This is a genomic window from Candidatus Krumholzibacteriota bacterium (assembly GCA_016932415.1).
GTDB lineage: Bacteria > Krumholzibacteriota > Krumholzibacteriia > Krumholzibacteriales > Krumholzibacteriaceae > Krumholzibacterium.
Genome location: JAFGCX010000026.1, coordinates 1 through 22,340 on the forward strand (window position 1 = coordinate 1; position 22,340 = coordinate 22,340).

General features: G+C 50.1%; 19 protein-coding genes and 1 tRNA gene. 12 read left to right on the plus strand and 8 right to left on the minus strand.

What is annotated here, in order from left to right; all coding sequences use genetic code 11:
- Together JW814_09320 and JW814_09325 are read left to right on the plus strand one after the other, a co-directional pair.
- The coding region (locus JW814_09320; GenBank protein ID MBN2071642.1) for a hypothetical protein at positions 1 to 353 on the plus strand (353 nt) is incomplete at its 5' end.
- Positions 354 to 491: 138 nt separating this feature from the next.
- Entirely contained in the window at positions 492 to 2,021 is a 1,530-nt protein-coding gene (locus JW814_09325; protein MBN2071643.1) for a YifB family Mg chelatase-like AAA ATPase, read from the plus strand.
- Between the two features lie 15 nt (positions 2,022 to 2,036).
- On the opposite strand, the gene JW814_09330 is transcribed toward JW814_09325, so the two are convergent.
- A complete protein-coding gene (locus JW814_09330) occupies positions 2,037 to 3,188 on the minus strand; it encodes an acyl-CoA dehydrogenase family protein (protein MBN2071644.1) in 1,152 nt (383 codons plus the stop codon).
- 385 nt (positions 3,189 to 3,573) lie between these two features.
- On the opposite strand from JW814_09330, the gene JW814_09335 reads away from it, so the two are divergent.
- Together JW814_09335 and JW814_09340 are read left to right on the plus strand one after the other, a co-directional pair.
- Entirely contained in the window at positions 3,574 to 4,206 is a 633-nt protein-coding gene (locus tag JW814_09335; protein ID MBN2071645.1) for an endonuclease III, read from the plus strand.
- 75 nt (positions 4,207 to 4,281) lie between these two features.
- Entirely contained in the window at positions 4,282 to 5,574 is a 1,293-nt protein-coding gene (locus tag JW814_09340) for a peptidase M64 (GenBank protein MBN2071646.1), read from the plus strand.
- Between the two features lie 116 nt (positions 5,575 to 5,690).
- Here JW814_09340 and JW814_09345 read toward each other — a convergent pair whose 3' ends face one another.
- The 3 genes from JW814_09345 to JW814_09355 form a co-directional block, all read right to left on the minus strand.
- Positions 5,691 to 6,440, minus strand: a complete 750-nt coding sequence (locus JW814_09345) for an SDR family oxidoreductase (GenBank protein MBN2071647.1) — start codon at positions 6,438 to 6,440, stop codon at positions 5,691 to 5,693.
- Positions 6,441 to 6,477: 37 nt separating this feature from the next.
- Positions 6,478 to 7,395 carry a thioredoxin-disulfide reductase gene (gene trxB, locus JW814_09350; protein ID MBN2071648.1) on the minus strand — a complete coding sequence of 306 codons (918 nt, stop codon included), beginning with the start codon at positions 7,393 to 7,395 and terminating at the stop codon, positions 6,478 to 6,480.
- A gap of 139 nt (positions 7,396 to 7,534) precedes the next feature.
- The gene (locus tag JW814_09355) at positions 7,535 to 8,380 is read right to left on the minus strand and encodes a deoxyribonuclease IV (GenBank protein MBN2071649.1); all 846 of its coding nucleotides are present in this window, start codon (positions 8,378 to 8,380) and stop codon (positions 7,535 to 7,537) included.
- 137 nt (positions 8,381 to 8,517) lie between these two features.
- On the opposite strand from JW814_09355, the gene JW814_09360 reads away from it, so the two are divergent.
- The 6 genes from JW814_09360 (at position 8,518) to JW814_09385 (ending at position 13,397) form a co-directional block, all read left to right on the plus strand.
- On the plus strand, positions 8,518 to 8,763 hold the full coding sequence (locus tag JW814_09360) for a DUF2007 domain-containing protein (protein MBN2071650.1): 246 nt from the start codon (positions 8,518 to 8,520) through the stop codon (positions 8,761 to 8,763).
- 148 nt (positions 8,764 to 8,911) lie between these two features.
- Positions 8,912 to 8,987 (plus strand) — tRNA-Val (locus JW814_09365).
- Positions 8,988 to 9,183: 196 nt separating this feature from the next.
- Positions 9,184 to 9,858, plus strand: a complete 675-nt coding sequence (locus tag JW814_09370) for a hypothetical protein (protein MBN2071651.1) — start codon at positions 9,184 to 9,186, stop codon at positions 9,856 to 9,858.
- Complete coding sequence (locus JW814_09375) at positions 9,855 to 11,099, plus strand: glycosyltransferase (protein MBN2071652.1); 1,245 nt, start codon at positions 9,855 to 9,857, stop codon at positions 11,097 to 11,099. Before JW814_09370 ends, JW814_09375 begins: the two co-directional genes overlap by 4 nt.
- A 28-nt stretch (positions 11,100 to 11,127) precedes the next feature.
- The gene (gene otsB / locus JW814_09380; protein MBN2071653.1) at positions 11,128 to 11,922 is read left to right on the plus strand and encodes a trehalose-phosphatase; all 795 of its coding nucleotides are present in this window, start codon (positions 11,128 to 11,130) and stop codon (positions 11,920 to 11,922) included.
- On the plus strand, positions 11,919 to 13,397 hold the full coding sequence (locus tag JW814_09385) for a trehalose-6-phosphate synthase (protein ID MBN2071654.1): 1,479 nt from the start codon (positions 11,919 to 11,921) through the stop codon (positions 13,395 to 13,397). The genes otsB and JW814_09385 overlap by 4 nt, the downstream gene beginning before the upstream one ends.
- Before the next feature lie 97 nt (positions 13,398 to 13,494).
- Here the strand turns inward: JW814_09385 and JW814_09390 are convergent, their stop codons facing one another.
- Entirely contained in the window at positions 13,495 to 14,982 is a 1,488-nt protein-coding gene (locus JW814_09390; protein MBN2071655.1) for a DUF4070 domain-containing protein, read from the minus strand.
- A gap of 304 nt (positions 14,983 to 15,286) precedes the next feature.
- Here JW814_09390 and JW814_09395 point away from each other — a divergent pair, with 304 nt between their 5' ends.
- Positions 15,287 to 16,780, plus strand: coding sequence for a DASS family sodium-coupled anion symporter (locus JW814_09395; protein ID MBN2071656.1), 1,494 nt, complete (start codon positions 15,287 to 15,289; stop codon positions 16,778 to 16,780).
- Positions 16,781 to 16,811: 31 nt separating this feature from the next.
- Here the strand turns inward: JW814_09395 and JW814_09400 are convergent, their stop codons facing one another.
- The gene (locus tag JW814_09400; GenBank protein ID MBN2071657.1) at positions 16,812 to 18,452 is read right to left on the minus strand and encodes a Na/Pi cotransporter family protein; all 1,641 of its coding nucleotides are present in this window, start codon (positions 18,450 to 18,452) and stop codon (positions 16,812 to 16,814) included.
- A 236-nt stretch (positions 18,453 to 18,688) separates the two neighbouring features.
- Here JW814_09400 and JW814_09405 point away from each other — a divergent pair, with 236 nt between their 5' ends.
- Positions 18,689 to 20,071, plus strand: coding sequence for an alpha/beta fold hydrolase (locus tag JW814_09405; GenBank protein ID MBN2071658.1), 1,383 nt, complete (start codon positions 18,689 to 18,691; stop codon positions 20,069 to 20,071).
- A 130-nt stretch (positions 20,072 to 20,201) separates the two neighbouring features.
- Here the strand turns inward: JW814_09405 and JW814_09410 are convergent, their stop codons facing one another.
- Positions 20,202 to 20,504 (minus strand): RNA-binding protein, encoded by a 303-nt coding sequence (locus JW814_09410; GenBank protein ID MBN2071659.1) that lies wholly within the window; start codon positions 20,502 to 20,504, stop codon positions 20,202 to 20,204.
- 366 nt (positions 20,505 to 20,870) lie between these two features.
- On the minus strand, positions 20,871 to 22,340 hold the full coding sequence (locus JW814_09415; protein MBN2071660.1) for an ABC transporter permease subunit: 1,470 nt from the start codon (positions 22,338 to 22,340) through the stop codon (positions 20,871 to 20,873).

Consider the following 22,340-nt stretch of genomic DNA (forward strand, 5'->3'; position numbering starts at 1 on the left):
ATGTTCGATGGCGGGCTTTCAACTTTTTCAAAGGGGTGGGCAAGATGGCTACAAAGGCTAAAGCCAAAAAGAAAGCCAAAACCAAAGTGAAGGCGAAGACCAAGGCGAAGGCCAAGGTCAAAGCCAAAGCCAAGAAGAAGGTCAAGGCCAAGGCGAAGGTCAAGGTCAAGGCCAAAGCCAAAAAGAAGGTGAAAGCCAAGGCCAAGAAAACAGTAAAGGCCAAGGCTAAAAAGAAAGTAAAAGCCAAGGCCAAGAAAACAGTAAAGGCCAAAGCGAAGAAAAAGGTCAAAGCCAAACCTAAGACAAAGGCTAAAGCTAAAGCAAAGACGAAAGCGAAGACCAAGAAGAAATAATAATATCAGGAGTGAATGATATTATTTGCTTGGCTTGAATAAGCGGGGAGGGACATCCTTCCCCGCTTTTTTAAAAGACCGGGGTTTTCGCTGGAATCATTGTCTGGGGTCGTGTGAGGATACAGGCGGGAGGTAGTGATGACCACAGAGATATCTTCGGGTGCTGTGGAAGGGATCGACGGGTATGAAGTACATGTCGAAGTAGATCTTGCCAGAGGGCTTCCATCATTTACAATCGTCGGCCTGCCCAATGCCGCTGTTCGGGAAAGCAGGGAACGGGTCTGTGCCGCGTTGAGGAACTGCGGGTATAAGATCCCACAGAAGAAGATCACGATCAATCTCGCTCCTGCCGATGTCAGAAAAGAAGGAGCGGCTTTCGACATGCCGATAGCGGTCGCTATCCTTGTGGCGAGCGCTCAGGCCCGGGGGAAGAATATCAAGAGCTGTATTTTCCTCGGGGAGCTGACACTCGACGGAAGACTCAAACCGGTCAAGGGAGTTCTCCCGATAGTCTGTCACGCCAAAAAACGAGGGTACAGGTTCGTGATCCTTCCCGTTGAAAACGGAAAGGAAGCTTCATTCGTCAGCGGGATGGATATCGTCTGTTGCAGGGATATCAGCGATGTTCTGAATTTCATTGATCGATCCATAATCCGCAGACCGGTGATGGCAGCGGATGAATTTCCCATCAGGAATCGTTACCTTGATTTCAACCAGGTCATCGGGCAATCCGTGGCGAAGAGGGCGATGCAGGTAGCGGCAGCCGGAGGACACCATCTTCTGGTCGCCGGGCCTCCAGGAGCGGGGAAGACGATGCTGGTGAGAAGGATCGTTTCCATTCTTCCACCCCTCAGCGAGGATGAAGCTCTCGAGTGCGCGAAGATACGCAGTGTAGTAGAAGGGCCCGCGATGGGGGATCTAGATAATGAGAGGCCTTTTCGAGCGCCTCACCATTCCGCCAGTGACGCGGGACTGATAGGAGGAGGGAGGAACGCCGCTCCGGGAGAGATCACTCGCGCGCATAACGGCATCCTTTTTCTCGATGAGTTGACAGAGTTCAAGAGGAACGTCCTCGAGACGCTCAGGCAACCTGTCGAGGAGGGAACTGTACTCATATCGAGAGCGAACGCGACATTCAGGTATCCCGCGAAGTTTCAGCTCATAGCCGCGATGAACCCGTGTCCCTGCGGATTTTTCGGAAGTGGCAGCCGCCAGTGCCGCTGCAGCGAGATCCAGGTCAGAAGGTATCTTTCCAAGATCTCCGGACCGCTTCTCGACAGGATAGCTATCCATCTATCCGTGACAGCTGTTCCTCAAAATGAATTGAACAGGGCAGGTGAAAACGAGCTGACCGGTTCGGCCCAATTAAAGGAGGGTGTTATCATAGCGGCTGGCATCCAGAGGGAAAGGTACGCGAAAGAGACTGGAAGATACAGAAACGCCGATGTCGAGATGGAAAAGATAGATCATTACTGTCCCATGGCGCGCGGGGCGAAGGCATTTCTCTCAAACGCGCAGAAAAGGTTCCGTTTCAGTGTCAGGACGAGAAAGAAGATAATCCAGGTGGCAAGGACTATAGCAGATATCGACCAGGCCCGGATCATATGTGAAGAGCATATAGCTGAAGCGATCCAGTACAGATCGCTTCAGCTATTTTCCATGATTTAACAGAGAGACCTTCATCTACAGATCATTGGAGTGAAGGACGTCGCGCGCGATGATCATCTTCTGGATCTCGCTTGTTCCTTCGAAGATCCTGTTGATCCTGGAATCGCGATACATCCTTTCAATCGGGAATTCGCAGGTGAATCCATATCCTCCGAATATCTGCATTGCCCGGTCGACGATCCTGTCGAGAGCTTCCGAGCAGAAAAGTTTAACTATCGAAGATTCCTTGGTGATGTTCATTCCCTCGTCGTACATCCAGGCGGTGCGATAGAGGATAGATTCCATATTGTAGATATCGGTAGCCATCTCGGCGAGCATCCACTGGATCGCCTGGTTCTGGGAGATCTTCTTTCCGAACTGTACCCTTTCCTTCGAATAGGCCGCGCTGAGGGACAGAGCTTCCTTTGCAGCCCCGAGAGCTGCGGCACCGAGACCGAGGCGGCCGGTATTGAGGACTTTCATCCCCACAAGGAGTCCGCACCCTTCCCTTCCGAGGAGGTTCTCTTTCGGGACTTTTACGTCTTCGAAGATCAGCTCCGCTGTTTCAGAACCCCTTATTCCCATCTTTTCCTCGATCTTGCCGACCTTGAAACCCGGGAAATCCTTCTCGATGATCACGGCTGACATCTTACCGTCATTCTTTCCGCCGGACATCTTGACGAAAGTAGTGAAGTAATCGGCAAAACTTCCGTTCGTTATGAAAATCTTGCCGCCGTTGACGAGATAATGGTCTCCCTTGTCCTCTGCTGTCGTTTCCGGCTTGTACGCGTCAGAGCCCGCGTTAGTTTCGGTAAGCGCGTAAGCGCCGATCTTTTTCCCCTCGGCGAGGGGGACGAGATATTTCTGCTTCTGTTCTTCCGTGCCGAAGTGGTATATCCCGGACGACCCGATACTCTGGTGAGCTCCAACGAACGTCGCTGTTGATGCGCATCCGCGACCGATCTCTTCCTGCATTATGCAGTACCCGATCTCACCCATGCCGGCGCCACCGTATTCGGGAGGGAAGGAGATACCAAGAAATCCCAGTTCAGCCATCTTGTCGATCAGTCCGCGGGGTATTTTTTTCTCCTCATCGATCTTTGCCGCTATCGGTTTCAGTTCCTTGTCGACGAATTTTTTGACCATGTCTTTGAGCATCTTCTGTTCATCGGTAAAGGTCCAGTCCATTTCTTCCTCCTCAATCACCTCGGAACAGGTGGTATATATTTTCTTTAACGCACTGGACCGGTCTTTCCTGGTCTTCGATGATCAATTAATAACAGGATCGGTCCGGCTTCAGTCTCGCGCAGTAGACCGGGAAACGGTAGGATAAACATCGGGTCTCGGTGATGTCAAGGAAAAATCATTTGAAAGGATTATCGATATTGTAGTATATTCCATATTCTAAAGGCAGTTACAGATAACTGCCGGCAGGTGCCGGGGCTTTTGTTCCGGCATCGGTCCTCTTTTCAGTTTTCAGCGAGAAGGCAAGCGAGGCCTGATTTTGGGGAAAAAGTACGATCCGGACTGGTTTCCGCGTGGAGAAGAAACGGCTTCAAAACTTCTTCGATCGATAATAGTCCCGTTTAGAAGATCGGTCAAGGGGGAGAGAGATCCTTCGGTCTCTATCATCGCCAGGGAGACAAGATCCCCTTTCCGCGTACTCGTATCGACCGTTATAAGCGCCAGGACAAAGGACGAGGTGACGGGTAAAGCGAGTGAGAGGCTTTTCGGCCTGGCGGCTACTCCGGAGGATATGGCGCGTCTTGAAGTTCAACTGATCGAAAAGGCGATATACCCGGCCGGATTTTACAAGACGAAAGCTGTGGCAATAAGGGATCTCGCTTCAATGATAATTTCCAGGTTCGGCGGATCAGTGCCGGATAATATAGATGATCTGGTGACGCTTCCAGGCGTGGGAAGGAAGACGGCCAACCTTGTAGTAACCCTGGGGTTTGGAAAGCCGGGGATATGCGTCGATACCCATGTCCACAAGGTCTGCAACAGGCTCGGCGTCCTCAGGACGAGGAATCCGGAAGAGACGGAATACGCTCTGAGAAAGGTCCTCGACAGGAAACACTGGATAGAGATCAATGATCTGCTTGTGATGTACGGGAAAAAGGTATGCACCTCAGTCTCTCCGTGGTGTTCTCTGTGTCCAGTAAACGACAGATGTGATAAAACCGGAGTCACGAGATCAAGATGAATCGACATTGGAAAACAATCAGGAAGAAAGATCGATTTCAGAAAAGGAAAAGATACGTTTCAAAAGAAGGAGCCGATGATGATTAGGACCCTGCTGGTATTATTTTTGATGATCCCCGTTCAGATTGCCGCCTTCACCCAGCCCGAATTTGATAATTATTTCGAAGAAGGGGCGCTCCGCGTCGATCTCTACCATACCGGTGTGGGGGGTGAAGAGGTCTACGCGATAGATGAGATAATAAGAGAACCTTTCTGGGGCGGTAATCCACGTCATCTTGCCGATGACATGAATCTCGGGGGCAACATCTTCAGGGTCTTTGATCTGGAGACGAATGCCCTTATCTATTCAAGCGGGTACTGCACCCTCTTCAGCGAGTGGGCGACAGTCGACGAGGCTCTTGCCGGAATCGCCAGGACATTTCACGAATCTCTGATAATGCCTTTTCCAAAAAGACCTGTCCAGATAAGGATCGATCAGCGGGACAGGGAAAATATCTTCAGAACGGTCTATGATCTGATAGTCGATCCGGGCGACTATCATATAACGACCGAAACCAGGTATTCCGGTTTCAAGACAAGAAAGATGATCGACAATGGTCCGCCTGACAGAAAAGTCGACATAGCGATCCTCGCCGACGGATACAGGCAGGACGAACTGCATAAACTCAGGGACGATGTTGAAAGATTACTCGCGATACTCTTCGACGTCGAACCGTTCAGCAGCAGGAAAAGGGATTTCAACGTGACACTCATCGAGTCGGTATCGGCCGAGTCGAATGTTGACGATCCCAGGTCAGGCGTGTACAGGGACAATCTTCTCGGCCTTTCGTTCAACAGTCTCGATCTCGACAGGTATATGCTCTCTCTTTCCAACAGGACGATACGCGATGTGGCAGCGAAGGTTCCATACGACCAGATCATCATTCTGGCCAACGAGGAGAAATACGGGGGGGGAGGTATATTCAGATTGTACGCTACCTGCGTATCGGATAATCAGTTCGACGGGTATGTGTTTGTTCATGAGTTCGGACATAATTTTGCCGGTCTTGCCGATGAATATTTCTCGTCGAAAGTCAGCTATAACGATATCTACCCTTCCGGAGTGGAGCCATGGGAACCGAACATAACGGCTCTGCTTGATGCTGATAATGTAAAATGGGGGTATTTAATAGATGAAGGCACTCCCATTCCCACTCCTGATGATTCTCTTTATACCGGGGTTACCGGTGTTTTCGAGGGAGCCGGATACTCGGCGAAAGGCTTGTACCGATCAGCCCACGACTGCATCATGAAATCGAAGACGCTTGAGGGTTTTTGCCCTGCCTGCTCGACAGCGATCGAACGGATGATAGATTTTCACACAAAGTGAAAGTCATGTGTTTTTGATCAGCACGGTCAAAAGAGAGTGCCTCATCGCGACAGAGACCGGATCTGCTTCGGCATGAAGTCCGGCCCGGATCTGTCGATGGTAATATAATACGCCGGTCAGAGAGTCATCCCGCCATCGGCTATTATCGTCTGTCCCTGAATCCACGACGCTTCATCCGAGAGAAGGAATCCCGCCACGGAGGCGATCTCTTCGGGGCGCGCGATCCTGCCGGCCGGTGAGCGCGAAGCCCATTCTTCGACTGTCTTTTCCTTGTCGGGAAAGAAATCGAGAGCCGTCGTGTCGACCGGACCTCCCGAGACTGCGTTGACGTTGATTCCCCGCGGCGCGAGCTCCCTTGCGAAATATCTGACGAGAGTCTCAAGGGCGGCCTTGCTTGCTCCGACGGCGGCATATCCGGGCAGGCAGATCCTGTTGCCGATCGATGATATTGCCACGATCTTGCCGCCCGAAGCGGGGAAGAGTCTGAGCGCCTGCTGGGTGAGAAGCAGGAAGGAGCGGGCGTTGGTGTCGATTGCCCTGTCCCAGCCGAACCTGCCGATCCGTTCGGCCGGACCGATCACTCCCGAGACGGCGTTGGAGACGAGGAAATCAAGAGATCCGAACTTACTGCTGATCGTCGAGAATATCGATTTTATCTCTTTTGGTTCTGAGACGTCGGCCTTTATGGCCAGCGATCGGCATCCGAGTTTTTCAATCTCGGAAACTGTCGCAATCGCCGACTCTTCATCCTTGACGAAGTTGATGGCGACATCGGCTCCTCTTGAAGCGAGCATCAATGAAATCGCTTTTCCTATCCCTCTCGAACCGCCCGTGACGAGGGCTTTTTTCCCTTCGAATCCGTTCATGCAAGACCGCCTCGATTATTATTTCCAGAAGCCTTGATCATCCTTCGGTTATAAAGGCCAGGGCATCGATCGCCGCCATGCATCCCATGCCGGCAGCCGATATCGCCTGTTTGTATCTCGGGTCACTGACATCGCCAGCGGCGAAGATACCGGGTACTGATGTCCTGGTTCCCTTACGGACAACGACATAACCATTACCATCGAGATCTACCTTCCCCTCGAAAGGCTTCGTCGCCGGGGTATGGCCGATCGCGAGGAAGACTCCCTCTACCGGGAGCACTTTCTTTTCGCCGGTCTTCACGTTGCTGAGAGCAAGGCCGGTCACCCTGTCCTGGCCGACGTCGAGTATATCGTCTACCACCGAATCCCACTCGAATTCTATCTTGTCATTATCAAAAGCCCGTTTTTGCATCGCTTTCGATCCGCGGAGCTCGTCGCGGCGATGGACGATCGTCACCTTCGAGGCGAACCTGGTAAGGAAGGTCGCTTCCTCAAGGGCGGTATCTCCCCCGCCGATGACCGCGATCTCTTTACCGGTAAAGAAAAATCCATCGCATGTCGCGCAGGCAGAGACTCCCTTTCCTCGAAGCTTGACCTCGCTGGCCAGACCGAGCCATCTCGCCGATGATCCGGTTGCGATTATGACTGTCTTCGTCTCGATCTTCTCCTTGCCGATAGTGAGGGTAAAGGGTGAGGCAGTGCCTTCTACAGCCGAGAGTTCGCCCCCTTTATATTCCGCCCCGAATCGTCCGGCCTGTTTCCTCATCGCCGCCATCAGTTCGGGACCCTGGATACCCTCGGGGAATCCGGGAAAGTTATCGACTTCTGTCGTAATCATCAGCTGTCCACCCGGCGCCATCCCGTCGATGACCAGCGTCTTAAGATCCGCTCGGGTCGAATAGATCGCCGCTGTAAGTCCTGCGGGCCCCGATCCTATGATCGTAACGTCGTACATAGCGTTCCTCCATATTCGTATCTGTCCCGGTGGGGGGACGAAAAATCGTTGTTGAATTCAATCTGATCATTCAAGAGTGAAATGGATCAGTGAAAGATTATAGTCAAGGTACAAATGAATATCAAGTGAGTTCCCGATATTACTTTCTTAAAGCCCGCAGGATCGCGAGGTTCTCGACATCTTCCTTCAGGTCGGGTCCTTTCGGCGTCTCAAGGACCATCGGGATATTGCTGAACCTTCCGTCGTTGACAAGGAACCTGAACGGCTCGAGGCCCAGTTCTCCCTGGCCGATCCCGGCATGCCTGTCTTTGTGGCTTCCGATCGGGCCGACAGAATCGTTGAGGTGAAATGCTCTGAGGTTTCCCAGGCCGAGGATCTTGTCGAACGATTTGAAGAGAGCGTCGTATTTTGTCTTTGTTGAAAGGTCATAACCGGAGGCTAACGCGTGGCAAGTATCGAAGCAGATCCCGATACGGTTTTTGTCTTCGACCAGTTCCATCATCGCGGCGAGCTGCTCGAAGGAGCGGCCGAGGGTGTTTCCCTGACCCGCGGTGTTTTCGAGGAGAACGGCGCTTTTAAATTCCCTAGTGTTATCGAAAATTATGTTGAGGCTTTCAGCGATCGATTTTATGCCGGCTTCCTCACCGGCTCCCCTGTGGCTTCCCGGATGCAGGACGACCCATGGTATGCCGAGCGCTTCGCTTCTTTCGATCTCTATCTGCAGCGCCCCCCGGGATTTTTCGAGGAGTTCTTTTTCGGGCGATGCTATGTTGATGAGGTAGCTGGTGTGAGTCATTATATATTCAGTGTTATATTCTTCGGCGTTCTTCCTGAAAAGCATGATATCTTCTTCGCTGAGAGGTTTAGCTTTCCACTGGTTGGAACTTTTGACGAAGAGTTGAACGGCGTTGCACCCTATGCTTTTCCCTCTCTCGAGGGAGAGGTGGACGCCCCCTGATATCGACATATGCGCTCCGAGGTTCATCGGGTCTTCCTTTCGATCCTCCAGGGACAATTTCGGAAAACTGTTTTTTATATCTTCACCGATTATCCCTTATTGAAACTGCGGCAATAATAGTATTATCATAATATATGATTAAGGACCCGAGCGGCGAGGTTAAAATGGAGCCGAAACAGCATGATGAGGAAAAACTGGTGGAGCTTGTCTCAGTGCAGGGAGAGATCGAGGCTAAGATCATATACGGTATCCTTGAAGCGGAGGGAATAAGGACCCTTATCAAATCGAATATGGCAGGCGGCGCGCTTCCCTTTACCGCCGACGGAATGGGAAATATCAAGCTTTTTGTGACAGAGGACGACTTGGCGAAAGCCGGGGAGATCATAAGAGAATACAGGAAAACGACCTGAATCTTCTCCGGGCCGTATAGCCCCCGGCACAAACGGCGCGGGGAGCGGAACGGAATATCTGCCGTTCTTACCGCGACATCGCGAAACATTTCGAATCCCTTGCAACGCTTCGAAAAAAGTCTTATAGTATTTAAGCGTAATATCGGGTGGGAGCTTAACTCAGTGGTTAGAGTGCTACCTTCACACGGTAGAAGTCACAGGTTCAAATCCTGTAGTTCCCACCATTTCGATTCTGCCTGAGCCATAATCTCACGAATAGATGTTGCGAAATTATCTCTGATCATTTTACGACTGGTTATGCCCGATCACTATCTAATGGGGAGAGGCGCCATACGAGTCGTCGTACAACAAGGGATAAAGTTTATTAATTGGTTGACCATGCCCGCCTGAATAGTTAGACTGGTCCTTCCGGGAGTTGATATGTCGAAGAAAGCGACGAAACATCTGCCTTTTGAGATCAGAGATTGCGCGCTCGCAGCGATCGCGACCGGGGAAAAAGCGCAAAATCTAAAAGAACTTAAAGATATAATTGTAGACATAACTCCCGGGTGCATCTATTACCATTTCTGGGGGCAACTGCTTCGGCCCAGATTTGACGATCCCGAATATCATAATGACTTCGCTTCCTGGGCAAGACACGCTCTTCATGACAAGATTCTCGCTGAAAAGCTGGCAGTACTTGATCCGACGGAACTTCCGGATATCGAGATGCTTAGAGCGGAACTGATAGACATCATCGAAGAGAGGCTTGATGAAAATGAGCATGTTCCATGGTGCAAGCAGGACCAGCAGTTTCATTTCGTGACTTCTCAGATAGTGATATTCAATACGCGCCGAGTAATCAAAAAAGCTGAAGAGATGGTATCGATAATCCCCTCATTGACCTCAAGCAGCATATTTTACCATTTTATAGAAGCAAGAAGACGGACATTCGGAAATATTGACGATTTCAGCAGTTGGTTGTACGGATTCGATGGCAGGTACCGCGACCTGTGCGACATGTTTGCCAACGTGGATCCCTTTTTCTCGACACTTCCGGAACTTAAAAAGCAGATCGCGTCTCTCGTAAATAATTATTTCATGGAGAAAAAATGACCCATACTACCCTCGAAAAGTACGCCGAAATCGTGGGAAATGATGTTATCGATCAGTTGCATCAGCTCGTTACTTCCCTGAAAGATATAAAAGTCGTGCATATCAATTCGACCAAAAGTGGTGGTGGAGTGGCTGAGATCCTGAATAAGCTGATTCCATTGAAAAACGAACTGGGTATTGATGCCAGGTGGGAAGTGATAGAAGGGAATGATGATTTTTTCAAATGTACAAAGAATTTTCATAACGCCCTTCAAGGTAATAATGTTGAGATAACCCGCACTCTTCTGGAAGAATACGAAAAGGTGAATTCTGATAATGCTGATAGACTCAGGGATATTCTGACGGATGCTGATATCGTTTTTATCCACGATCCACAACCGGCACCCTTACTGAGAAACATACCTAAACGGCGGGGTAAGTGGATCTGGAGGTGTCACATAGACGCGAGCCATCCTTATCGGCCGATTTGGAAATACCTGCGGGAGTTTATAAAAGATTATGATGCCAGTATTTTTTCTCTTGCAGCTTTCGCCCAGCCTCTTCCGCACAAGCAATTTCTCATAGCGCCAAGCATTGATCCGTTAAGTGAAAAAAATATCGATATTGATCTCCCGGAAATTGAAGCGATCGTATCAGCCTTTGGGATAGATCTTTCCAGACCAATAATGACTCAGGTTTCCAGGTATGATTATTTCAAAGACCCTGTCGGAGTGATCCAGGCCTACAAACTTACAAAAAAGTTCGTACCTGATCTTCAGCTTGTACTTGCGGGAGGAGAGGCGACGGATGATCCGGAAGGACAGGCAGTGCTTGAAGAAGTAAATATAGCCGCGGAAGGTGACAGTGATATTCACATTCTTTTGCTTGCTTCCGATGCTCACAGAACGATCAACGCTCTTCAACGGGCATCAGATATTGTTCTTCAGAAATCAACGAAAGAAGGTTTCGGCCTGACTGTCACCGAGGCGATGTGGAAAGGAAAACCTGTTATCGGGGGGGATACTGGAGGAATACGCATGCAGGTCGTAAACCATCAAACAGGTTTTCTCGTCAGCACACCCGAAGGCGCCGCATTGAGGGCGAGATACCTGTTGTTCCACAGGGATCTGCTCGAGGAAATGGGACGAAAGGCAAGAAATTTTGTTAAGGAGAATTTTCTACTTACACGACATCTAAGGGAATATCTCACAACTATGGTTTCGATACTTCACTCAAAGGGGGATAGGATCGAACTCGAATAATCCATGTTTTATTCGAGTGTTTGATTTTATGAAAATCCTCAATTCCAAATTCGATCTTGATTTATTCTTCAGGCAACTTTCATCGGCGCCGGATAATCTCCTCCTTCTGGATTATGACGGAACCCTCGCCCCCTTTACCGAAAAAAGAATGATGGCTCATCCCTATCCAGGAATAGAAAAACTGATTTCAAGAATCATGAACGTACAGGCTGGCAGGGTCATTATTATAAGCGGCCGGACTATTGAAGATCTGATGAAACTGTTGAAATTCTCTTCAATGCCTGAACTATGGGGCTGTCATGGGTGGGAGAGGATGCTCCCCGGGGGGGAAATGATTTCCCGGGAACCTGATCACGAAGTAACATTGTTTCTGGATAAAGCGTCAGAATGGGCTTGCAGCAACAATTTAAAAACCAGGGTTGAGAGAAAACCTGTATCCGTAGCCTTTCACTGGCGTGGTGGAGAATCGGGACTCGAGGATAAAATGACCGAGATTATCAGTCAAGGTTTGTCAAAGCAGGCAAGCGATGCGGGAATGGAAATGAAACGGTTCGACGGAGGCATCGAATTTATCGTTCCGGGTGTCAACAAAGGTAAGGCGGTAAAATCAATTCTGGAGAATCATGATGAAAATACTGCAGTAGCGTATCTTGGAGACGACAATACAGATGAGGATGCCTTTTCGGCACTTGAAGAGAGAGGACTGAGCATTCTGGTTGGACCGGAGCTTCGTCCTACCAGGGCGGATATATGGATTAAACCTCCGGAAGAGCTGTTTTTATTTCTGGAAAAGTGGGCTGAAACCTGCGGAAAAGTGAAATGAACAGGGAATTCGCGAAAAGACTGGTTATTATCTCGAACCGTCTTCCATTCCTGATTGAAAAGCAAAGGAAGAAGTGGAAGATAATTCCCGGAACAGGCGGCCTGGTTACGGCCCTGGCGCCGGTACTGAAAGACCGGGGAGGATTATGGATAGGATGGGTTGGTATCGATTCGAGTGAAGATCTATCCGATTATATTCAGTCATCTGCGAAGACAGCGGGATTTTCGATGCTTCCGGTGGTGCTTTCAAAAGAGGAGATAAATCTTTATTACAAGGGTTTATCCAACGAAGTGATCTGGCCTCTTTTTCACGATATGCCATCCTTATGTCGTTTCGAGCAAAAATACTGGGATGCTTATGTTAAGGTGAATTCAAGTTTTGCCTCTGTAATTTCAAAAAATACTTCTCAAGACGATTTCATATGGGTACATGATTACCACCTTATTTGCGTTGCCTCCGAGCTCAGGAAACTTGGAGTGAATTCCAGGGTCGGGTTCTTTCTTCATATTCCCTTTCCATCACTGGATATTTTTATAAAACTGCCGTGGCGATCGGAGTTTTTAAAAGCGTTGCTCGATTATGACCTGCTTGGATTCCAGACTGCCCGCGACCGGAAAAATTTCATCCAATGTCTACAGATGTTTGTTAAAGATGCCAGGGTGCATGGGAAGGGGCAGGTAGTTTTTGTCAACTTTGAGGGCAGGGAAATCCGGCTCGGATATTTCCCGATAAGTATCGATTACAGGGAATTTAACAGAATTGCCAGCAGTAAGCATGTTGCTGACGCGGCCTGGTTTATTCACGAGCATATTCCGGATCGCAAGATAGTACTCGGTGTTGACCGTCTTGACTATTCGAAGGGAATTCTGAACAGGTTCAAGGCTTTCAGCAGACTTCTTGAGAAATATCCCGAAATGATGAAGAAAGTCACCCTGTTCCAGATTGTCGTACCCAGCCGGAGGGATATTCCGGAATATGAAGACCTGAAAAAAGAGATTGAGCGTCTCGTTGGTGAAATAAACGGTAAGTACACAACGTCGGGATGGATTCCGATTCATTATACTTTCAGTTCGTTAAACCAGAGAGACCTTTTGGCCAAATACCGGTCATCGGAAATAGCACTGGTAACTCCATTGAAAGACGGCATGAATCTCGTCGCTAAGGAATATTGCGCCTCCAACATTGAAAAGACCGGAGTGCTTATATTGAGTGAATTCGCTGGAGCAGCAGCCCAGTTGCACAAAGGGGCTCTCCTGGTCAATCCTTATGATATCGAAGAGATTGCTGATGCAATTTACGCGGCCTGCAAGATGCCGGAAAGAGAAATCAGAACAAGGATGACAACAATGCAGAAATCGATCGAAAAGCAGGATATTTATTGGTGGGTAAACTCATACCTCCAGGCGGCAATATCGAGTGACCTTGAAGATTTTCCCAGCATCGAAGATTATGATCCCAATATGAAATTATTCTGATTCTTCGCAAAGGAGAGCGCTGACCCGAAGTAACCATTATCTTTATTCCGACGGGAAAGCCTGTCGATAGAGATCTCTCCCGAATACCCTTAATGTTCTATTTCATCATCATCGGCTGAAAGACCAGCCTGAAGTGCTGTCCGTAGACGGCCAGGGTGATCGCAAGGGGAAAGAGCCTCGGTTTTCTGACCAGCGACCAGGCGAAGAGTTTCCAGTAGTCCATCCTGCTGCTGTCGATCATTCCAAGTTTGAATATAGATTTGATGAGAGCGAGGACGTCCCTGGATCTGAAGCTGGCAGCCTGTCCCTTCGCTGGTTCGAAATCCCTTAGAAAGTTCCTGACTCTGCGGTAATAAGGTTTCGCAGAGTATATATCGTTGATTATCTTTCTGTACCCCTCGATAAGCTTCTGCTTGTCCATCTTTGGAGTGAAATTCATCGTCAGATCTGTATTATTCCCCGAGATCTCTTCAATCAGCCGGCCTTCATCCTTCAGCCGGTTATAGAGTTTCGTCCCGCGCGGGGCGTTAAGGAGCCCTACCATCGCCGTAACGATACTGCTTTCTCTTATAAATTCGCTGAGACGATCGAATATCGATGAGGGATCGTTGTCGAAACCTACGATAAACCCGCCAAGGACTTCAAGGCCTGCGCTCTGTATCTTCTTAATGCTGGCGATCAGGTCGCGGCCCCTGTTCTGCACCTTGTTGCATTCCTTCAGGCTCTCGTCGTTGGGGCTTTCTACTCCGACGAATACCGAATTGAATCCGGCCTGGGACATCATCGACATCAGCTCGTCGTCGTCGGCCAGGTCGATCGAAGTCTCGGTAGTGAGATAGTATGGATATTTCCTCTTTTTCTGCCACGATATCATCGCCGGCAGGACATCTTTCTTGAGTTTTCCCCTGTTGCCGATAAAGTTGTCATCGACAAAGAATACTCCTCCGCGCCATTTGCGCTGATAGAGCTCCTCCATCTCGGCGATTATGCTTTCGCTGCTCTTGGTCCTGACCTTGCGGCCGAAGAGGACCGAGATATCGCAGAACTCGCAGTCGAAAGGACACCCTCTCGAGTATTGGACGCTCATCGACATATAATCCTTCATCCTGATGAGATCCCAGTCGGGCATCGGAGTGAGCGACATATCGGGGCGTTCATCGGCATTATAGATATGTTTCGGTTCTCCCCTCTCGAGATCGGCGATAAAAAGCGGAAGGGTGATCTCCGCCTCGTCGAGCACTAAATAGTCGACGTTATCGAACTCGTCGTGCGACGCGGTGAACAATGGGCCTCCGGCCACGATCTTCTTGCCCCGGTTCACGCACCGGCCGATGATCTCGATGGCCGAATCCTTCTGTATAGACATCGCCCCGATGAATACGAGATCTGCCCATTCGATCTCTTTATCGGAGAGTTTTTTAACGGATAGATCGACGAGCCGCCTCTCCCAGCTTTCAGGGAGCAGCGACGAAACAGTGAGAAGTCCCAGGGGGGGATGAGTTGATTTTTTATTAACGAATTTCAGCGCGTGTATAAAGCTCCAGAAGGTGTCAGGGAATCCTGGCGCTATGAGTAATATCTTCAATGTAGTCTCCTTGCCGGAATATATCCGGGTCTCTGCCCAGGACCATGTTCCTATTCCGAGAAGGTTCCGGCGGTTCCGGCAACGGCAATGGAAAGTGGAGAAAGGCTATTTATAATATAGCTCTGATCGTTGTTTCTTGCAAGGTATATCAAATGTCATAAGAGTTTCCAGGTTGACGCTCAGGCACATGGAACGGTCATTTGGAGACAGGGAAAATGAGATCGATTATCCGCCGATCAGCGGAGAGTTGGATCTTTGAAGTTGTGGTTGTAATCAACGGAATGTTTAAAGTAAAATCACACCCATGTATGGAAAGAGGCAGAAAACAGGGTTTTTCGCGGGTCCTGCCGCCATGATACTGCTGCTTCTTTTCGCGCGCCCCGGGGGGATGAGTCCCGAAGCGCTGAAAGTCGCGTCTGTAGTTATTTTGATGGCTATATGGTGGATAACCGAAGCTGTCCCGCTTGCCGCTACGGCCCTGCTTCCCGTCGCTCTGTTTCCCGCTCTCGGTATCATGAAAGCTTCTGAGGCGACATCTCCTTACGCGAATCACCTTATATTCCTTTTCCTGGGCGGATTCTTTATCGCCGTCACGATGGAAAAATGGAATCTTCACAAAAGGATCGCCCTTTACACGATAAGGGTTGTCGGCACCAGTCCCGCCAGGATAATCCTGGGATTCATGGTAGCTTCGGCATTTCTTTCGATGTGGATAAGCAATACGGCGACGACGATGATGATGGTCCCGATAGGTCTTGCCGTTATCGCCCAGGCGGCGGAGAATATCCAGGCAGAGGGAATAAAAGGCATTGATACCTCACCGACAAGATTCCGGTTCGGTACTTCGCTGATGCTGGGAATCGCCTACGCCTCCTCGATCGGAGGAGTGGGGACGCTGATCGGGACCCCTCCCAACGTATTTCTCGCCGGGTTCGTCGAAAACACCTGGGGAGTGCAGATAAGTTTTCTGCAGTGGATGACCCTTGGCGTACCGCTTGCGATCATTATGGTAATTCTCACGTGGGTATACCTGACAAAGATCGTTTTTCCGCTGGAGATGAAGGAAATACCAGGCGGAAAGCCTTTTATAGACGCCGAGATCGCCAGGCTCGGGAGGATGAGCGGAGCGGAAGGGAAGATCCTCTTAGTCTTTCTGCTTGTCGCGGCGTCCTGGATAGCGAGGGGATTCGTAAAAACCGGATTCTTCCATTCGATCTCCGATTCTACGATTGCCGTCATAGGGGCTCTTCTGCTCTTCGTCATACCGGCCGATTTCAGGAGGGGAGATTTTCTGCTCGACTGGAAGACGGCGCTGAAGGTCCCATGGGGAGTGATCATCCTGTTTGGCGGGGGGCTTTCACTGGCGAACGGATTCAAGGTCAGCGGGCTGGACAGGTGGATAGGAGGCCAGCTTGTGATTCTTGATAGCTCGAACTATATTCTTCTGATATCGATTATAGTTCTTGTCACGGTATTCCTTACCGAGATCACTTCCAATACCGCTACCTCGGCGATGCTCATTCCTATCGTGGCCAGTATCGCGGTGGCGATGTCGATCCATCCTTACGGGCCTATAATTGCTGTGGGGATATCGGCGTCCTACGCCTTCATGCTGCCCGTTGCCACCCCTCCGAACGCCATCGTTTTCGGCAGCAGGCAGGTGACGGTGCCCCAGATGGCCAGAGCCGGATTTTTCCTGAATATTCTCAGCTGGATCATCATAACCCTCTTTATAACTTTCATCCTGCCTGTCTTATGGAAGATCGATCTTTCGACGCTCCCCGCGTGGGGAAAATGACAGAAGTTTTATGAAGAGGCGCGATTGTCAATTATTTCTCGCCGGCGATCACTTCCGCGATATTAAGCGCGTGGTCTTTTATCCGCCGATATGCGCTCAGAATGTCCATGAATACGAGACTGGCAAGAGGTTTTGTCTCCCTGTTCTCAAGGCGAAGAAGATGGCTAGACCTGTAGTGCTTCACCCGGTGGGTTATAGCGTCCCCCTGGCTGAGAGCACGGGAAAGGATCCCCTTGTCTCGATTCTTTACAGCCTCATGGATCATCTGAGTATATTCCGAGACCATATCGTGGAGTTGCATCAGCTCTTCGACACCTTTTTCGGCAAAAACAAGCCCCTCGTTTCTCATCCGGCAGCGAAGTTTTAAGATCGCTGTTATATAATCGCTTATCGATTCAAATTCGTCTGCCACACGAAGCTGCATGTGAGCTTCCTTGGTCACATCATGGCTGAGGGTCCCTGTCATCATCTTGCTTATGAATTCGACGATCTCTTTCTGGATCAGGTCGAACATCTTTTCTCTATGAAACAGCTTTTTTTCAAGCGATTTGTCCCCATCGTTGTTTTCAATCGATACGCGAAGCCATCCCATCATCTTCTGTACGCCTTCTCCCATCAGTACTATTTCGCTGAAGGACTGCTGGATGCCTATCATGGGGGTGTCGTATATCCTGACATCGAGATAAGTCAGATGGTGCTTTTCCGTGTGGAGCTTAGAGGGCGCCAGGAACTCTATGAATCTAGTGAACGGATCTATAAGGGGCATGAACAGGGCGACAATAAAGATATTGAATCCGGTATGCGCGAAGGCTATCCTTGTCGCGATTGCCAGGTGCTCCGGGACAATAAATTTCAACAGCCCGATATATTTAAAGAAAAACGGTATCATGATAGAGACACCGATGGTTTTGATCAGAATATGGGCATAGGTTGTCCGTTTGGCGTTGGTGATCGCTCCGAGAGAAGCAAGAAACGCGGTAACAGTCGTTCCGATATTTTCCCCGAGAACGAGGGCGACGGCAGTCTCGTACCCTATAACTCCGGTTCTGGCCAGGGTGATCGTTATCGCTACGGTGGCTGAAGATGACTGAATGACCGCTGTAATGAAAGCTCCGACAAGCACGCATTTTATCACTCCGACGATCCCTCTCGGTTCGAATCGGGAAAAGAGGGAGATGAATTCAGGATTGTCCCGGAGAGGCATGAAGCCATCCTTCATGATCGTAAGGCCAAAGAAGACCATCCCGAGACCGAGAGTTATCATCGCGACATAACGGACCCTTTCATTCTTGGAAAACAGGTAGAAAAACGCGGAGAATCCCAGGATCGGCAGACCATACTCGACGATTTTCAAAGCGACAAGCCATGCTGTTATCGTCGTCCCGATATCTGCGCCGAGGATGACCCCGATCGCCTGCCTGAGCGACATCACTCCGGCATTTACCATACCGACGATCATAACAGTCGTGACCGAACTTGATTGTATAAGAGAAGTTATAGTCGCTCCCACACCGCAGGCGACAATTCTGTTATCGGTAACGGCATTTATAAGCTTGCGCAGGCGATTCCCCGCTACCGCCTGCATTCCCTCTGACAGGAGTTTCATGCCTACGAGGAAGAGTCCAAGCCCTCCGATAGTCCCGATGATGATTTTGAGATAATCAACGCTCATTGAATGCCTTGTTCAAGCTTGAATATACCACAGCGTGTGAAGGATAATCTGAAAACCTTATAATGTCACCTGGAAAACGAAAAGAATTTACCCATGCGGACTTTTTTTGATCAAGGTATATATGGAAATCCAGCGAGTAAATATTGAATAATCCGCAACGGCAGGTGTAATATTACTGTAATTCGCTATATAGAATGGAGATATGGCTAAGTGTATTTTCAAGAGAGGCAAATGAAATGAAAAGAATTCGGCTCGTTTTATATTCAAGTTTATCTCTTATTATTTTTGTCGCGGCAGGGGCCGCCGCAAATCCTCTGCTGGAGAATGGACCCGACCTGGAAACCATGGCCCGCGGGTTCGTCTCGACCTGGTCAGGAGGCGATTACGAAGGCGCCACTGCCACCTTCGACAAGACGATGCGGGGCGCGATGCCGCCCGAGATGATGGAAAAAACGTGGGATGGCCTCATCGACCGGATGGGCGATTTTAAAGAGATAGCCGGCGCGCGCTCTGAGAAGTGGGAGGACAGCGATATCGTATTCGTCACCTGCATTTTCGCCAATGGACCTGTTGATATAAAGCTTGTTTACAATTCTGATCAAAAAATATCCGGTCTGTGGTTTGTGCCGACACAGTCGCCGGCAGACGTGGAAAAGACCGATAAGGGATCCGGTACGGAAACGGATTATCCCGCATACGCCGATCAGTCCACTTTCGAGGAATCGAGCGTGACGGTCGGTTCAGGCGAGTGGGAACTTCCTGGCACTCTTGCTGTGCCAAAGGGCAAAGGCCCTTTTCCTGCCGTGCTGCTTGTGCACGGCTCCGGCCCCAATGACAGGGACGAGACGATCGGTCCGAACAAACCGTTCCGCGACATCGCCTGGGGGCTCGCCTCAAGGGGCGTCGCAGTACTCCGTTACGATAAACGGACGAAGACCCACGGTATGCGTATGGCTATGGACAAAGTTGAACTTACTGTCAAGGAAGAGGCGATAGATGACGCGGTCACTGCGGTGAGGCAGCTCCGCGAGACCGATCGGATCGATCCGGGCAGGGTCTTTGTCCTTGGCCACAGCCTCGGCGGAATGCTCGCCCCGAGGATCGGCGCCAGGGAACCGCGCGTCGCCGGGCTGATAGTGATCGCAGGCGCGACGCGGCCGCTCGAGGACCTGACGATTGAGCAGTATAGATATATCTTCTCGCTTGATGGCGAGATCTCTGCCCAGGAGCAGACCCAGCTTGACACGCTTGTGGCGCAGGCGGCCCGTGTCAAGGACCCCGCCCTTTCCGCGGACACTCCCGCAGAGCTGCTCCTCTTCGGCGTGAGCGCGCCGTACTGGATCGACCTGCAAGACTACGATCCTGTCGAGACAGCAAGCGAGCTCGATATGCCGATGCTGATCCTTCAGGGTGAGCGGGATTACCAGGTCACGATGGAAGATCTCGCGAGATGGCAAAGCCTGCTTCCTTCACCCCGCATCGAGTGCAAGTCATACCCGCGCCTGAACCATCTGTTCATTACCGGCGAAGGCAGATCGGTCCCCGCCGAGTATGGAACGGCGGGCCATGTGGCAGTGGAGGTCATAGACGATATTGCCGGCTGGTGCGATCGGCACTGAATAAAGAAAACTGTTGTCTTGGGATCCACTGGGGAAGAAAAAAGGAAGCCGGGAATCCGGCTTCCTTTTTTTATTTTCTTAACCGGTATGCCGCCCTATCCTCGGTAACCGGTACTGATCAGGTCAGGTTTTAGTAGCCGCCTCTGCCGAAGCCGCCGCCTCTGCCGCCGCCACCGCCGCCACGGTTATCCGTGCGGGGTTTTGCCTTGTTGACCTTGAGAGTGCGGTCCTGCAGCTCTTTGTCATTCATTGCATCGATGGCAGCCTGTGCCTCGGTATCATTCGACATCTCGACGAAACCGAATCCCTTCGATCTGCCGGTGTCCCTGTCAGTAATAACATTGACGCTGTCAACCGTGCCGTGCGCTTCAAAAGCGGTCCTGAGATCGCTTTCGCTTGTATCAAATGACATGTTTCCTACATAAATCTTCATTACAGCCTCCTCTAAGGGCGTAGACGAAAAATAAATCAAACAGATATTTTCCGGAAAATTAAGAAGTCCCTAAAGAGAAGATCAACAGGATAGGTCTCGTTTATCGTTCTTTTCGGTCAGCATCCGAATTCATCCGTTTCGCCGACAATATACTATAAATTATTTGAAAAGCAAGAAAAATATCAAGTTTTTCGCAAAATATCAAAAAAACAGGATTTCGGGTTAATATCCATGATCGGGCTGTTTTGTCTTTCAACGACCGGGCAAATGGTCATATTCTTTCGAAGGATATTCATGCCCACCCTCTACCGACAGGAGTCAGTATTGGATAGATCTGTTCAGTTCACTCAAATGGATCACCCCAGTCTACCTTACATCGTACCTTAGAAACGCGACGAAGGCAGCGGCCAGCACCATGGATGTATAAATGATCAGCAGTACGAAGTCGGTTATAGTGCTGGAAAGAACAGTGCCGAGAGATATCTCCGGAGGCATGAAGAGAGGCATATCGCTCGTTTCTATTGTTGGCCTGCCGCGGGGCGTCGAGACCGAGATCCCCTTCTCAGAGTCGAAGTTGATATTGATCCCACCCATCCCACCTCCGGTCGCCTTTTCTTTCACTCTGGCGTGATCGAGGAACAGGTCCCTGTATTTTTCAATCGATTCCTGGTACCTCGGTTTAAGTCCTGTATCGGTCCCGGCGATTTTCATTGCGGCGAGTTGAAAGGCCGAGGCGGGAGAGAAACGTGATAGAGTGAAAGCAAGGCGCTCCTGCCCGGCCAGCCTGTTCCGCTGCTCTTCCTGGAGCCGCCGTGTATTATCCTTGATGTCAGATTGAAGTTCCTTTCTCATCCCGTCACTCTCTTCCATCCATGTCCATTCGTTCTCTTCGCGATATGCTTCACGCTCCTGTTCAGTCATATCCGCCATGGCTGTATTTCGCGCTCTCGATATTTCTATCATCCTGTCGGTGTAATCCTTCCAGCGGCCCTTCGAATAAGCGTCAGCGATGGAATTTATCTCAGCGGTCGAGGGTACCGGCATGATCTTGCCCGCGGCCATAACGCCAAGGCGAGGCACGATAAGTGTCAATGACACCCACGCGACAAGCAAAACAAGGAATGATGTACTTGCGTGCCGGGTAGACGCTGAGACGAGTATTCCCAGGGAGATAAAAAAGGTGAAATAAACAAGGGAGATTCCTATAAAGAGTGAGAAATCGAACCAGTGAGCGGCCGAAAATGGGATCTTCGCCAGGATCAATAACAACACCACGACAAGTAAAGGTATCAAAAGAGGGATGACAAGGCCGAGCCAAGCTCCCGCGAACTTTGCCGCGATATAGCTGACTCTTGGAACGGCATTGGAGAATGTCAGCCTTAGTGTGCCCGACTCGCGTTCGCCGTTGATCGCGTCGTATGTGAAAAGGATCGCGAAGAGGGACAGGACCACGAGAAAAATGAAATTCAAGTCAAGCAGCCGGAAGACGGCGAATATCGGATCGTTCGAATAGGCGCTGCTTCTAAGAGCCACCTGTTCGGTAGCGCTTACAAGAGAAAACCGGCCTATGTCATTGGTGACTCCCGCGACGATTATCCTCATGGGGTCGGGATAGATGAATGTCCTCGTCGCGAGAAAGGCCCAGGACGTCCTTTCCGCGAGAACCTGTTTTTCGAGCGCCCTTGACGTATCGTACTGTCTGATGTCGTTTTTATAGCCCTGTATTCCTATGCTCACGCTGAGGAGTATCAGCAGGCCGCAGGCGGCAAAGGTGAATATAAATTTAGGGCTGGTAAAGTAAAATTTCAGTTCTTTCAGAATCAGAGTACGCAGCAT

Coding starts and splice junctions, on each gene's coding strand:
- JW814_09325 (MBN2071643.1), top strand. CDS start 492: ATGACCACAGAGATATCTTCGGGTGCTGTGGAAGGGATCGACGGGTAT.
- JW814_09330 (MBN2071644.1), bottom strand. CDS start 3,188: ATGGACTGGACCTTTACCGATGAACAGAAGATGCTCAAAGACATGGTC.
- JW814_09340 (MBN2071646.1), top strand. CDS start 4,282: ATGATGATTAGGACCCTGCTGGTATTATTTTTGATGATCCCCGTTCAG.
- JW814_09345 (MBN2071647.1), bottom strand. CDS start 6,440: ATGAACGGATTCGAAGGGAAAAAAGCCCTCGTCACGGGCGGTTCGAGA.
- trxB (MBN2071648.1), bottom strand. CDS start 7,395: ATGTACGACGTTACGATCATAGGATCGGGGCCCGCAGGACTTACAGCG.
- JW814_09355 (MBN2071649.1), bottom strand. CDS start 8,380: ATGAACCTCGGAGCGCATATGTCGATATCAGGGGGCGTCCACCTCTCC.
- JW814_09360 (MBN2071650.1), top strand. CDS start 8,518: ATGGAGCCGAAACAGCATGATGAGGAAAAACTGGTGGAGCTTGTCTCA.
- JW814_09370 (MBN2071651.1), top strand. CDS start 9,184: ATGTCGAAGAAAGCGACGAAACATCTGCCTTTTGAGATCAGAGATTGC.
- JW814_09375 (MBN2071652.1), top strand. CDS start 9,855: ATGACCCATACTACCCTCGAAAAGTACGCCGAAATCGTGGGAAATGAT.
- otsB (MBN2071653.1), top strand. CDS start 11,128: ATGAAAATCCTCAATTCCAAATTCGATCTTGATTTATTCTTCAGGCAA.
- JW814_09385 (MBN2071654.1), top strand. CDS start 11,919: ATGAACAGGGAATTCGCGAAAAGACTGGTTATTATCTCGAACCGTCTT.
- JW814_09395 (MBN2071656.1), top strand. CDS start 15,287: ATGTATGGAAAGAGGCAGAAAACAGGGTTTTTCGCGGGTCCTGCCGCC.
- JW814_09400 (MBN2071657.1), bottom strand. CDS start 18,452: ATGAGCGTTGATTATCTCAAAATCATCATCGGGACTATCGGAGGGCTT.
- JW814_09405 (MBN2071658.1), top strand. CDS start 18,689: ATGAAAAGAATTCGGCTCGTTTTATATTCAAGTTTATCTCTTATTATT.
- JW814_09410 (MBN2071659.1), bottom strand. CDS start 20,504: ATGAAGATTTATGTAGGAAACATGTCATTTGATACAAGCGAAAGCGAT.
- JW814_09415 (MBN2071660.1), bottom strand. CDS start 22,340: ATGCTGCGTACTCTGATTCTGAAAGAACTGAAATTTTACTTTACCAGC.